The organism is Amycolatopsis ultiminotia (assembly GCF_039536925.1).
GTDB lineage: Bacteria > Actinomycetota > Actinomycetes > Mycobacteriales > Pseudonocardiaceae > Amycolatopsis > Amycolatopsis ultiminotia.
Genome location: NZ_BAAAZN010000013.1, coordinates 24,384 through 36,938, shown reverse-complemented (window position 1 = coordinate 36,938; position 12,555 = coordinate 24,384). Strand labels below are relative to the sequence as shown.

Annotated in this window: 10 protein-coding genes; 2 read left to right on the top strand and 8 right to left on the bottom strand. The window is 71.9% G+C overall.

What is annotated here, in order from left to right; genetic code table 11:
* Nucleotides 1-30 precede the first annotated feature (30 nt).
* Nucleotides 31-1,653 (bottom strand): ABC transporter substrate-binding protein, encoded by a 1,623-nt coding sequence (locus tag ABD793_RS27060; RefSeq protein WP_344864921.1) that lies wholly within the window; start codon nt 1,651-1,653, stop codon nt 31-33.
* A gap of 607 nt (nt 1,654-2,260) precedes the next feature.
* On the opposite strand from ABD793_RS27060, the gene ABD793_RS27055 reads away from it, so the two are divergent.
* Nucleotides 2,261-3,406, top strand: a complete 1,146-nt coding sequence (locus ABD793_RS27055) for an LLM class flavin-dependent oxidoreductase (RefSeq protein ID WP_344864919.1) — start codon at nt 2,261-2,263, stop codon at nt 3,404-3,406.
* 67 nt (nt 3,407-3,473) lie between these two features.
* Nucleotides 3,474-4,397 carry an LLM class F420-dependent oxidoreductase gene (locus ABD793_RS27050; RefSeq protein WP_344864917.1) on the top strand — a complete coding sequence of 308 codons (924 nt, stop codon included), beginning with the start codon at nt 3,474-3,476 and terminating at the stop codon, nt 4,395-4,397.
* A gap of 102 nt (nt 4,398-4,499) precedes the next feature.
* On the opposite strand, the gene ABD793_RS27045 is transcribed toward ABD793_RS27050, so the two are convergent.
* The 7 genes from ABD793_RS27045 to ABD793_RS27015 form a co-directional block, all read right to left on the bottom strand.
* On the bottom strand, nt 4,500-6,224 hold the full coding sequence (locus ABD793_RS27045; RefSeq protein ID WP_344864915.1) for an ABC transporter ATP-binding protein: 1,725 nt from the start codon (nt 6,222-6,224) through the stop codon (nt 4,500-4,502).
* Nucleotides 6,209-7,909: an ABC transporter ATP-binding protein gene (locus ABD793_RS27040; RefSeq protein WP_344864913.1), complete on the bottom strand. Its 1,701-nt coding sequence runs from the start codon at nt 7,907-7,909 to the stop codon at nt 6,209-6,211. Before ABD793_RS27040 ends, ABD793_RS27045 begins: the two co-directional genes overlap by 16 nt.
* Nucleotides 7,910-7,966: 57 nt before the next feature.
* A complete protein-coding gene (locus tag ABD793_RS27035) occupies nt 7,967-8,089 on the bottom strand; it encodes a keywimysin-related RiPP (protein ID WP_344864911.1) in 123 nt (40 codons plus the stop codon).
* Nucleotides 8,090-8,248: 159 nt separating this feature from the next.
* Complete coding sequence (locus tag ABD793_RS27030) at nt 8,249-8,701, bottom strand: lasso peptide biosynthesis B2 protein (protein ID WP_344864909.1); 453 nt, start codon at nt 8,699-8,701, stop codon at nt 8,249-8,251.
* Nucleotides 8,698-8,949, bottom strand: coding sequence for a lasso peptide biosynthesis PqqD family chaperone (locus ABD793_RS27025; RefSeq protein ID WP_344864907.1), 252 nt, complete (start codon nt 8,947-8,949; stop codon nt 8,698-8,700). The genes ABD793_RS27030 and ABD793_RS27025 overlap by 4 nt, the downstream gene beginning before the upstream one ends.
* A complete protein-coding gene (locus tag ABD793_RS27020; protein ID WP_344864905.1) occupies nt 8,936-10,732 on the bottom strand; it encodes an asparagine synthase-related protein in 1,797 nt (598 codons plus the stop codon). Before ABD793_RS27020 ends, ABD793_RS27025 begins: the two co-directional genes overlap by 14 nt.
* Before the next feature lie 61 nt (nt 10,733-10,793).
* Nucleotides 10,794-12,533 carry an AfsR/SARP family transcriptional regulator gene (locus ABD793_RS27015; RefSeq protein WP_344864903.1) on the bottom strand — a complete coding sequence of 580 codons (1,740 nt, stop codon included), beginning with the start codon at nt 12,531-12,533 and terminating at the stop codon, nt 10,794-10,796.
* Between the last annotated feature and the right edge of the window lie 22 nt (nt 12,534-12,555).

Below are 12,555 nucleotides of genomic sequence, written 5' to 3'. Positions count from 1 at the left end.
TCCTGCACTCCGCCTGTTGCCTGCCTGCCGCTAGCCGAGCCACGTGTCGTGCAGCTGGATCCGGCTGGAGGCCTCGAAATTCAGGTCGTGCACCTTCGCCGCCGCGCCGAGCTCGGTCTGCAGCTCCACGACGGGGACCACGAAGGCGTGCTGTGCGAGCGACTGCTGCGCCTGCTTCACCAGTTCCTCCCGCTTCGTGGCGTCGGCCGTCGCCGCCTGCTGGTCCAGCAACCGGTCGAGTTCGCTCGGCGGGACGCGGTAGTAGTTCGACAGGTGCGTGGAGAAACTGCTGCGCAGGATGTCCGGGTCGGCGCGGGTCACGTTGCCCCACAGCGCGTCGTAGTCACCGGCCTGCTGGACCTGGGCGATCTGCGCGATCGGCAACTGCTTGAGCACCAGGTCGACGCCCACCGCCTTGAGCTGCTGCTGGATCAGCTCGAGCGCGGGCTGGTTGGTGGCGGCGTTGGCGAACCAGTCCACGGACAGGCTCAGCCGCTTGCCGTCCCGCTGCCGGATGCCGTCCGCGCCACGGACCCAGCCTGCCTCGTCCAGCAGGGCGTTCGCCTTCGCCGCGTCGTGGCCGAAGCTCTGCGCCAGGTTCGTGTAGTACGGCGTCGTGTGCGACAGGGAACTGGTCGCGGGCCGGGTGCCGCTCGGGAAGACGGTGTCGACGATCTGCTGCCGGTCGACCGCCACCTGGATCGCCTGCCGGACCTTCTCGTCCTTCAGCGCCGGCCGGGAGCTGTTGAGCCCCAGCTGGAACACCACCCCCGGGTTCGCGCGGGCGAGCAGGTTCACCCCGGCCGACTTCAACGCCGCCTCGTCTGCCTTCCCGACGCTGCCGATCGCGTCGACCTGGCCGGACTGCAGGCTGCCCAGGCGCACCCCGGCCTCCGGGACCACCTTGAACACCAGCTTGTCCAGGTAGGCCTCGCCCTTCTTCTTCCAGAGCGAGGAACCCCAGCCGTAGCCGGTGCGCTTGGTCAGCGTGGTCGACTGGTTGGGCACGTACTGCGACTGCACGAACGGACCGGACGCGACCACCCCCTGGCTGCACTTCTCCTGCGGGGTCTTGTGCACGCTCGCCGAGGACTCGATGCCCAGCGAGTACGTGGAACTCGCCTGCAGGAACTGCGCATTGGGCTGGGCGAACTTCACCTGGACCGTGGTCGGGTCGAGCGCCGTGGTGGACTGCACCCCGCTCAGGTAGCCCGCGGCCAGCGTGCCCAGCGCGCCCAGGTGCGGCACCGCGTCGAAGTTGTCCTTGACCACCTGCGCGGTCAGCGGCGAGCCGTCACTGAAGGTGACCCCGGAGCGCAGGTGGAAGGTGAACGTGGTGGCATCCGGGCTGACGTCCCAGCTTTGTGCCAGCCACGGCACGATCTTGCCGGTCGCCGGATCCTGGTCGGTCAGCGAGTCCACGACCTGGCGCAGTGCGTAGATGGTGTCGTTGCTGCCGACCTGCTGCGGGTCCGCGCACCCGGCGTCCGAGCTCACCGCGAACGTCAGCGTGCCGCCCGGCTGCGGCGGGCCGTCCGAGCCGGAACCCCCTGCACTGCCCGAAGAACAGGCGCCGGCGGCGCTCACGCCGAGTGCGACGACCGCGGCCACCACCGCCCGTCGGACGAAGTGGCGGTGCACAGGCGATCTCATGGGCAGGTACTCCTCGTCGGATCGTCGGTGCTCATCGGGGACGCGTGCGCGAAAACGCCGTGAGCACCGCGAGGTTCGGCAGCGGGCCGGTCGAGCGGTCCGTGCGCGCGGTACGGGGATCCGCCGGGTCTTCGGGCCGGCGGCTCGACGCGCTCCGAAACCCTAAGCAGCCGCGCGAGCGCCGGTCAATGTCGGTAGAAAAGATAGAGTTTCTTCCCAGCAGGCGGGAAAGTTCTTCCGGCTGCCCGCATTCTGAGCACAGGTGCGCCCCGGCACCGGAACGAGATAGCTGTGGAAGGACCCAGTGAGGACGGTGGTGCATGAGCCCTGCCCAGTCCGGCGCCGCGCAACCCACCATCGCGGCTTCCGGCGAGCGCGCACAGCGCAGCCCGCCTGCGTGGCATGCATCCGGACTCCGCCGCGGTGCGGATGTCGCGGCTCCGCCGCCCGGCGGCCGCCCGGAATTCACCGTGTCGCCGCGGTCCCGGACCGACCGGAGCGGGTGCGGGCCAGGTGGGCTCGACCGGCACAAAATCAGCTTCTGCTCCACATCGCGAGAGCCCGGGTCCGCCCGGGAACCGAGCCGCCCGAGAAAGGGAAGGCACCCATGCCGACGACGCCGCTGTCCGTGCTCGATCTCATCCCGATCAGCGCCGGGGCCACCGCCGCACAGGCGGTCCGCAACACCGTCGACCTCGCCCGGCGTACCGAGGAGGCCGGCTACCACCGGTACTGGTTCGCCGAGCACCACCTGAACCCCGGTGTCGCAGGCAGTTCGCCGGCTCTCGCGATCGCGCTGGCCGCCGCGGCGACCGAGCGGATCCGGCTCGGCTCGGCGGGCGTCCAGCTCGCGCACCGCACCCCGCTGTCCACAGTGGAGGAGTTCGGCCTGATCGACGCACTGCATCCGGGACGGCTCGACCTCGGCCTCGGCCGCAGCGGCCCGCAGCTGCTCAAGGAACGCGCCGCGCGTCCGGCCGAGCCCTCGCCGCAGCGCACCACCGAGGAAGGGTTGTTCATCCCCGGTGGCCGTCAGCTCAACCCGGACAAACTCCTCGCTTCCGGGCGGCTGGCCGCGCAATTCGCGCTGTTGCGGCAACCGGGTGCGCAAACCCCCGACTACGGCGAGCAGGTCGCCGAGATCCTGGCGCTGCTGTCCGGCAGCTACCGCTCCGCCGACGGCGTCGAAGCCCACCCGGTCCCCGGCGAAGGCGCCGACGTGCAGCTGTGGATCCTGGGCAGCAGCGGCGGGCAGAGCGCGCGCGTCGCCGGCGCCAATGGGCTGCGGTTCGCGGCGAACTACCACGTCAGCCCGTCCAGCGTGCTGGAAGCAGTCGCCGCCTACCGCGAGGCGTTCCGGCCGTCGGCCACGCTCGAGCGGCCGTACGTCGCCGTCTCGGCGGACGTCGTCGTCGGCGAGGACGACGCGCACGCGCGGCACCTCGCGGCGGGTTATCCGGCGTGGGTGCGCAGCATCCGGCGGTTCGAGGGCGCCATCCCGTTCCCCGACCCGGAAACCGCCGCCGGACTGCATTGGACCGACGAGGACCGCGAGCTGGTCGCCGATCGCGTCGACACCCAGTTCGTCGGCGCACCGGGCACCGTCGCCGAGCGGCTCCGGCAGCTGCAGGCCGCCACCGGGGCCGACGAACTCGTCATCACCACCATCACCCACGACCACCGTGACCGCGTCCGGTCCTATCAGCTGCTCGCCCGCGAATGGCAGCGCAGCGAACCGGACGGTCCCCGCTGACCCGGTGGTGGTGTTCCCGCTCCTTGGGAAACGGAATTCCGCCACGGCTGCGGCGGTTGGTGCCGCCATGAGCATCGGAATCTCGCTGACCGCAAGCGGTCAGGCGGACAACTACGTCGACGCCATCGTCGAGCAGGCGCGTACCGCGGCGGCAGCCGGAATCCGCACCGGGTGGCTGGGGCAGCGGCTCGACTACGACGCGGCCGCGCTCGCCACGCTCGTCGGACGCGAAGTGCCCGAGCTGCACGTCGGCACCTCCGCCATCCCGATCTTCGCCCGCCATCCCCTGCTCGTCTCGTCGCAGGCGCAGACCGCGCAGGCCGCCACGCACGGGCACTTCCACCTCGGGCTCGCGCTCGGTTCGCGGTTCCTCGTCGAGGACATGTTCGGGCTGCCCTTCGAACGGCCCGTCGCGCTGCTCCGAGAATTCCTGACCGCACTCGACGGACTCCTCGACGGTGGTGAAACCGCCTTCCGCGGGGAACGCCTCACCGCAGCGCCGACGTTGCCGGTCACGGTCGCCGGCGCGCAGCCGCGGGTCCCGGTCCTGGTGGCCGCGATGGGGCCGAAGGCCCTTCAGGTGACCGGCGAACTCGCCGATGGCACACTCCCCTACCTGGCGAGTCCCCGGGTGCTCGGCGAGCACCTCGTCCCCACCATCACCAAGGCCGCGGAGCAGGCGAATCGGCCTGCGCCCAGGATCATCGCGTTCGTCGGCGGCACCGTCACCGACGACGTCGACGCGGTCCGCGAAAAGGCACTGCGCGACATGGCCTTCTACGACCAGATTCCCTCGTACCAGCGCGTCGTGTCCCTTGCCGGGGCAACCCGGGCCGGCGAACTTGCCGTGATCGGCGACGAAAAGCACGTCGCCAATGCCGTGCGCAGCTACTTCGATGCGGGCGCAACCGAGGTGGTGTTCACGCAGACCGAACTCAGCAGCCCCGAAGACCAGCGCCGGACGTTCGACGTCCTCGGCGGGCTGGCGTAACCGGACGGGTCCTGCTGCCCGGCCGTGGTGCGCGGCGGCAGACTTCCCGCGGGTGGCCCGCGCTGGCGGGAAGTGTGAGCCGCCCGTCGAAGGGCCGTGCGATCACGGTACCCGGGCTGCCGGGGCCCAGTGCCCGACCAGTTCCGCGTAGCCCGGCGAGCGGTGCACCAGCACGTCGTGGGTGCCTTCGGCCAGTCCGGATTCCTCCACCAGGAGGATCCGTCGCGCGCGCATCGCGGAGCTGATCCGGTGCGCCACCACGATCAGCGTGCCCGGCCGGGCGGCGAAGGCCTCCTCCACCCGTGCCTCGGAAACCGGGTCCAGATGGCAGGTGGCCTCGTCGAGGAGCACGATCCGGGCCTCGCTCAGGTACACCCGGGCGAGAGTGATCAGCTGCCGTTCTCCCTGGGACAGCGCCGCGGGGGTCTCGGCGTCGTACCCGCCTGCCCGGCGCACGGTGTCCGACAGGCCCATCGCGGCCACCGCCTCGTCGAGTTCGGCGTCGGTCACCGACGGGCGCAGATAGGCGAGGTTCTCCCGAAGTGCACCGGCGAACACGTAGGACTCCTGGGGCACCAGCGCGACCATCGAGCGCAGTGCGGGCTCGTCCAGTTCGCCGACCGGGACACCACCGAGTGTGACCGTGCCGGACCGGGGCGGCACCACGCCGCCGATCAGCAGTGCCAGCGTGGACTTCCCGATGCCGCTGGGGCCGACGACCGCGAGGTGCTCCCCGTCCGCGATCCGCAGATCCAGGCCGGAGAACACCGGTTTCGCGTGCTCGCCGTAGGCGAAGGTCAGGCCGCGCAGCGCGATTTCCGCGCCGCCCGGGCGTTTCCGCCCGGACGGCAACGACACCGCGGCGGCCGCGTGGTCGATCAGCCGGTGCAGGGTCACGGTCAGTTCGAGCCCGCGGTTCCCGATGGTCTGCACCAATGCCCGCAAGGCCGGGTCGAGGCCGTTGAGCAGATAGGTCAGCGCGCCGACGAGGGTGCCGGGGGTGAGGATCTGCCGGGACACCAGCCACGGCGACGCGAGCAGGATGACCACGAACGGCAGCCGCCCGCCCAGCGCGATCACGCCGATCCGGCCGGTGCCCGCGCGTGCGCTCGACACCGTCGCCTCGGCTTCGTCGTCGACCCGGCGGCGCAGACCGGCTCCCGCGGTGCGCCAGGCGCCGCAGGTGACGACGTCCCGTACCCCGCTCAGACAGGCCGCGGCCTCTTCGGCGAGGGCCTCCTGGGTCTGCAGCAGACGGCGATACCGCCGACGCAGCAAGCGGGACAGCAGGATCAGCAGTGCCGCCGCGGCGAGCACCGCGGGAGCGGCCACGAGCGCGAGCAGCGGATCGAGGGAGAACAGCCCGGCTACCGCAGCGATCACCCCGAACACGACGCCGCGCACGGTCATCAGCAGCCCGGCCGTGGTCTGGCGGACCGTTTCCGCCTGCCGGGTGATCCGCGAGACGGTGGCCGCGTCGGCGACCTCGTCGCCGTAGACTGCGCGCCGCAGGCTCGCGCCCACCACCATCCGCACGAGCGCGTCACGCAGCGACTCGACGAGCACCGCGGTGTGCGGCATCGCCTGGCGCACCGCCAGTGTGCCGGCCAGCATGGCCACGCCGTACGCCAGCAGCAGCAGCACTCCGGTGCCCGGGGCACCGGCGAGGAAACCCCGGTCCAGCGCGGCCGCGACCAATCGGCCGGACACCAGCGCGGGCACCATCTCCAGCAGCGACCAGGCGGCCAGCCCGGCCACCGCACGCCGGTGCGCGGCGAACACCGGCCGGGCGAACTGCCGGATGGAGCGGATCACGGTATCGGACAAGATTCCTCCTGCAAGCCGAACACCGCGCGGTAGGCGGGTTCGGCCATCAGCGCGACGTGCGGGCCGACCGCGCGGATGCGGCCCTCGTCCAGCCAGGCCACCAGATCGGCGTTGCGCGCGGTGCGGAGCCGGTGCGCCACCACGATCCGGGTGACGCCGTGCAGTGCCTCGTCCATCGCGTGCTCGATGTCGTTCCCGGTCGCGGTGTCCACACTGGACAGCGCATCGTCGAGCACCAGTACCCGTGCCCCGCGGCAGAACGCCCTGGCCAGCCCGAGCCGCTGGAGTTCGCCGCCGGAGAGCCGGAGCCCGCCGAGCGGGGTGTCGTAGCCCTCGGGGAGCCTGCTGACGAACGGATCCGCGCGGCTCGCCACGGCGGCCGCCCGCACCGCCTCCGCGGGGACCGGCCGATCGCCGTAACCGATCATCCCGCGCACCGTGCCGCCGAAAAGATGCGGACGTTCGAATGCGAAGGCGAACGCGGCACTCACTTCCGCGCGGTCGAGCGCGTCCAGCCGGGCCCCGTCCAGCCGGACCGTGCCCTGCTCGGGCGCCAGCACTCCGCCCGCGACGAGAGCGAGCGTGGTCTTGCCCGCACCGGAAGCGCCGACGACCGCCAGCCGTGCCCCGGCGGGCACGTCCAGGTGCACACCGTCGAGCACACGCCGTCCGTCCGCGCTTGCGGTCACATCGTGCAGCGACAGCGCCCCGCCGCCGGGCGGCACCGTGCCACGGCCGGGGTCGGGCAACGGCTCGTCGAAGATCTCCTGCACCCGCTCGGCCGAACCCCGGATCCGGCCGATCTGTGCGACGATGCCGACCTGGGAAAGCAGTCCCATCGCCTGCATCAGGTAGAGCTGCGCGGCCAGCAGCTCCCCGGCGCTGAGCCGCCCGGCCGCGACGCCGAGGCCGCCGGTGATCAGCACGCCGATCTGCAGCACCGGCGCGAGCACCGCCAGATGCCAGCCGGAACGCCGCTGCGCTTCCCAGAACCCCAGTCCGGCCTCGCGCAGCCCGGCCAGTGGCACGAGCACCCGGGTCACCTCGCGGTCCAGGGTGCCTGCCGCCCGGATCGTGCGGGCACCGCTCAGCGCGTCCAGGAACCGGTGCGACAGTTCGCCGTGCACCCGCTGGTACTGCCGGGTCAACGCGGTCGTGCGGCGGATCAGCAGCCGGGCCAGCAGCCAGACGACCGGCACCCCGAGCGCGAACACCAGCACCATCCGCCAGTCGATGACCGCGAGCGCGACCAGTCCGGCGAACGAGGTCAGCGCGGAGAACACCAGGTCCAGCCCGCTCGGCGCGGCCCCCGAGGTCTCCGCGGTGCTCTCCAGTGCGCGGCCCATCGCGTCCCCCACCGGGAACCGCCGCCTGCCGAGCAGCCCGAGGCCGAGCATCCGGGTGAAGGTCTCGGCGCGCAACCAGGCGACCGCCCGCGCCCGCACGGTGGCCTCGACCAGCTCGTTGCCCATCTCGACCAGGGTGACGAGCAGGACGAGCCCGCAGATCGCCACGATCGGTGCCCCGCCGGTGTCCCGGTGCAGGACGGCGTCCACCGTTGCGGCCAGCACCGCGGGCACCGCGAGCGCGGTGCCCGCGTCGGCCAGCCGCAGCACCGCCAGCGCTGCGACCGGGCCCCGGTGCCGCCGCACCGTGCGGGCCAGCAGCCGGTCACTGGTGCGCATGCCACTCCCCCCGCGGTTCCGGGTGCGGCACTGCATCACCGCACCCGGAACCGGATATCAGTTGTTCTCGTTCTGGTAGAACCAGTAGGCCTCGTTCGCACCGTTCCGGAAGAAACCGGTCTCCTCGGCGAAAGCACCGAGTTCGACCACGGCGGGCGCCTGGTAGATTTCCTTCTCCATCTCGTTCACCCCCTTTCCCCCAGCGTCGGACGACAGCCGGGCATCACTGCCAGACGTCGAAGAACCAGGTGATCTCGTCACCGTTGCGCTTGCCGAAGATGCCGGTCTCCTCCTCGAAAGCACCGAGCTCGAGGACCACCGGGGTCTCGTAAACGTCCTTCATCGCGATTCACCTCCTTCCGGTACTCGGTCCGGATCGGGTCCGATGGTGATGAGCCGCCGGTAGAGCGTTCCGTCCAGCGCCTCGTCGACCATCTCGCCCTCGGCTTCCACCCAGGCGTGCGCGGCGAACGGCGGCGCCGCCAGCACGCCCACGCACCAGGTCGGCCAGGTGCCGCGCAGCCGGCACCGCAGCACCACCGCCAGTGACCGGATCACGCAGGCCCGGGAACCACAGCACCGCGGGCTCACGGTGAGGACTTCTTCCCGCGCGGCAGCGGTTTCGGCCATCGTGGCCGGGCGCGCGCCGGCACGCAGCCGGGTCAGCACGGCCCGGATCCGGCCGGGTGGCTTGCCGGCGAGCACCCGGGCCGCGGCCACACAGGACGAGGTGACGAGCCGGCCGGGAACCGAAACCCGGACACGGTCGTCCGGCAGCACCGGGATGGTCATTCCGTCACCAGCCCCGCCGCACGCAGCCGTTCGATCAGCGCCCGGACGTCGCGCTGGGCGGTGGATTCGTCCACGGCGAACCGGCCGGTGAGCGACGCGACCGCGGCCTCGACCGAACCGTCCGCGCCCAGGCTCGTCACCACCGCCTTCGCGGTGGCGCTGAGCTGGTAGTACCGACCGCTGCGTTCGTCCAGCAGCACCGTTCCGTATTCGGTGTCGGTCGCCGACACCTCCTCACGCAGCCGCATCGCGCCCCTCCTGTCCGCTCCGGCCGTGGTTTCGCAGGAACACCGCGCAATTGACGGTGTCGTCCAGCATCGCGTCCCGGGCCCGCATGTGTTCCGGCGATTCGCTGCGCGCCAGCACGTCGAAATCGACGATGCCGAGTGCGGCGAGCGGAGAATCCTCGCACAGGCCGAGAATCTCCGGCCAGTGCGCGGCCAGCCCGCGCGCGGCCTGCGTACTGCCACCCATTTTCGATCCGCGTTTGAGGAATTCGGCCGGCAGCGCATCGCGCATCGCCGCCTTGATCAGCGGTTTGAATTCCATCGGCGAATCCCGTTCCTCGTGCCGTACCGCAAAACACGCCTCGACCACCCGGTCGTCGAAGAACGGGGAGGCGAAGGGCATGTCCAGCGCGGCCGCGTACTGCTCGGTCCCGCGGATGATCCGGGTGCCGTCGCGGACCATCGCCAGTTCCGCGTGCGCCGCACGGGTTTCCCCCAGCGGCTGGGCCTGTTCGGCGATCTCCTGGATCCGTTCGAGCACCGCGGCGGTCGCGTCCTCGGTGAGCCACCGGGGCAGCCCGATCTCCTGGTCCCAGCTCAGCCGCATCTCGGACCGGGCCTGCCTGGCCCGGCGCGCGGAGCCGGCGGTGCGCGACAGCCACCCGCGGTAGGATTCGTTGTCCAGCAGTTCCCGCAGGGTGGTGCCGAGCGAACGGTTCTGCAGCATGCTGCTGAGCCGGATCCGGCGCCAGGCGTGCAGCGGACGGCGGCGGAACACGGTGTGGTCCCAGACCGGGAGCCCGTGCAGCAGATGGTCACCGCCGAGGCCGGTCAGGTACAGCCGGGCACCGCGTTCCTGTGCCGAGCGGATGCTGTAGCGGATCCGCGGCGCGGTGAGGTAGGCCTGCGTCGGCTCGTCCAGCCGCGCGGTGACCGCGGGCATGCCCTCGAAGAAGTTCGGCATATCGTCGAGCAAACCGACCTGCTGCTCGATTCCCGGCATGGCCGGCAGCGCACGGCGGGCCCAGTACAGGTCCTCCTTGCCACCGGGATCCTCGTTGTACATGGTGGTCGCGACGATCGTCGCGGGGCCCTGCGCGGCCAGGTAACAGATCGGTGTGGAGTCCAGCCCGCCGGACAGGTCACAGTGGACGGTCGCACCGGCCGCGGTCCGGACTGCGACGGCCTCGGCGAGCGCCGCACGCAGCTGCACCGCGCCCTCGGCCCTCGACCGCACCGGGTCCGGGCGGCGCCACCACCGCACCGTCCGGCTCCGCCGCCCATCGGCATCGAGCACCACCGCGGAATCCGGGGGCACCGGGGTCACCCCGCGCCACAGCGGTTCCTCGGACAGCGGATGCGGCAGCGCCCGCAGCAGCCGGATCGCGAGCGCCCGTTCGTCGAAGCCGAATCCGCCGAGGCCGGCCAGCACGTCCGCGCGGTCCGAGGCGATCGGCACGCCGTCGATCACCGCATGGTGCACCCGCCGGAGCCCGGAAGCACTGCCCTGCACCCGTACCCCGCGCGCTTCCGCGGCAACCAGGTGGAAACTGCCCGCCAGCGCGTGCGCCAGCGAGTCCACATCGGAGCGTGCCAGCCGGCGCGGGGTGGCCGAAGAGAGCCCGATCGCCACCTTCGGCACCGTCCCGCCGGCGACCAGCTGGTCCGCCGGCATTTTCGCGAGCACCATCGGCCGCCCCGACGGATACCTGATCACCCGATGTGCTTCCCGGTCGAATCGATCCGCGATCGGTCGCGCCCGTTCGCAATCCGGGAACACCACGAAATACCATCCCGATTCCACGGTCCCCTCCTCCTGCGGTTGTTTTCCACCTTCGCAGGAGGCGGTGGTCATCCGGTGGCATTCACGTGGTCACCGTGTTCCCGCGCAGCAACCGGTCGATTTCGAACCGGTGCGGAATGGGCTGGCCGAGCAAATTGACCTCGGCGAGGGAATCGAGGAGACGACCGGCCTCGGCACCGGAAATCCGCATCAGCGCGGCCGCGGCGCGCGCGTCGACGGTGCGTTCCGGCTGTCTGCCGAGCAACCGGAACAGCCGCGCCGCCTCGGGCGGGACCGCCGGATAGGACCACGACAGCACGGTCGGCAGATCGATCGCGCTCTCGCCGCCGAGCGCCGCGAGGGCGGTCCGTTCGTCCCGCAGCTCCGCGGCGAACGCGGCCAGCGGCAGTTGCGGGTACCGGTCGGCTCGTTCGGCCAGCACGCGCAGGGCCAGTGGCAGCCGGGCGCAGCGGTCCGCCAGCTCGGCCACCACACCGGGTGCGCCTGCGGCGCGCTCGCCCAGCAGGCGGCGCAGCAGTTCGGCCGACTCCGCGCCGGAGAGCCGGCCCAGCCGGATCCGCCGCGCACCGTCCCTGGCGACCAGCCCACGCAGCTGGTTGCGGCTGGTGATCACCACGTGGTTCCCGGCGCCGGGCAGCAGCGGGCGGACCTGTTCGGCGTCCCGCGCGTTGTCCAGCACCACCAGCACCCGCCGGCCCGCCAGCGTGGACCGCAACAACGCGGTACGGGCCTCCGGTTCCCGGGGCAGCCGACCGTGGCAGACCGGTGAGAGCAGGACTTCCAGTGCCTCCACCGGATCCAGCGGTTCGTGCGGGCTGTATCCCCGGAGGTCCACGTACAGCACTCCGCCGGGGAACGACTCACGCACGCGATGCGCCCAGCGCACGACCAGCGCCGTCTTGCCGACGCCGGCCGCGCCGTCCACGACGACGCCGGGGGCCTCCCCGGCCGCGAGTGCGGCGTCGAGTGCGGCCAGGTGCGCCTGCCGCCCGGTGAAGCACGAGACCTCCGGCGGAAGTTGCCGTGGTGGCACCGCGACCGCGGGCGTGAACGGCTGGTGGTCGTCCTCGAGCAGGTGCTGGTGCAGTTCACGCAGGGCGGCGCACGGGTCGACGCCGAGGCGATCGGCAAGCACCACCCGGCATTCCTCGAACCCGGCCAGTGCCTCGGCCCGGCGGCCGGCGCCGTGCAGCGCGCGGATCCACTGTGCCCAGCACCGCTCCCGCAGCGGGTTTTCGTCCACCAGCATGCGCAGCTCGGCGACCAGCGCGGCCGGATCGCCGTGCTCCAGGTCCAGGTCGATCCGGCGGTGCAGGGCGCGCAGATAACGCTCGCGCAAGGCCGGCACCACTTCCCGGTGCAGCAGATCCCCCGGCACGTCACTCAGCGCCGGTCCGCGCCAGAGCGCCAGCGCCTCGCGCAGCAGGCCGGCTTCCGCGGCCGGTTCGCCCTCCGTCTCCGCCGCCGCAGTCAGCTCGTCGAACCGGTGCAGGTCGACCGCGCCCGCCGCGATGCCGAGCCGGTATCCGTGGTGCCCGGACTCGATGACCGAGTCCGCGCCCAATGCCCGGCGCAACCGCCGGACGTACCCGCGGATGGTGGTGGCGGCCGCGGCGGGCGGCGCCTCGTCCCACAGCCGGTCGGCGATTTCCTCGATCGGCACCAGTCTTCGCGGCGACAGCGCCAGTACCGCGAGCAACGCCAGCTGTTTCCCGCCGGGAAGAGGAATCGGAACGCCGTCGCGCTCCATTTCGCACGCGCCCAATATCTTGATCCGGAATCGGCACACAGAGTCCCCCATGGTCCCTGTTGTTCGACTCATC

Bases quoted from the DNA above. Each gene is read 5' to 3' on its own strand.
- ABD793_RS27060 (WP_344864921.1), bottom strand. From the start codon at position 1,653: ATGAGATCGCCTGTGCACCGCCACTTCGTCCGACGGGCGGTGGTGGCC.
- ABD793_RS27055 (WP_344864919.1), top strand. From the start codon at position 2,261: ATGCCGACGACGCCGCTGTCCGTGCTCGATCTCATCCCGATCAGCGCC.
- ABD793_RS27050 (WP_344864917.1), top strand. From the start codon at position 3,474: ATGAGCATCGGAATCTCGCTGACCGCAAGCGGTCAGGCGGACAACTAC.
- ABD793_RS27040 (WP_344864913.1), bottom strand. From the start codon at position 7,909: ATGCGCACCAGTGACCGGCTGCTGGCCCGCACGGTGCGGCGGCACCGG.
- ABD793_RS27035 (WP_344864911.1), bottom strand. From the start codon at position 8,089: ATGGAGAAGGAAATCTACCAGGCGCCCGCCGTGGTCGAACTCGGTGCT.
- ABD793_RS27030 (WP_344864909.1), bottom strand. From the start codon at position 8,701: ATGACCATCCCGGTGCTGCCGGACGACCGTGTCCGGGTTTCGGTTCCC.
- ABD793_RS27025 (WP_344864907.1), bottom strand. From the start codon at position 8,949: ATGCGGCTGCGTGAGGAGGTGTCGGCGACCGACACCGAATACGGAACG.
- ABD793_RS27015 (WP_344864903.1), bottom strand. From the start codon at position 12,533: ATGGGGGACTCTGTGTGCCGATTCCGGATCAAGATATTGGGCGCGTGC.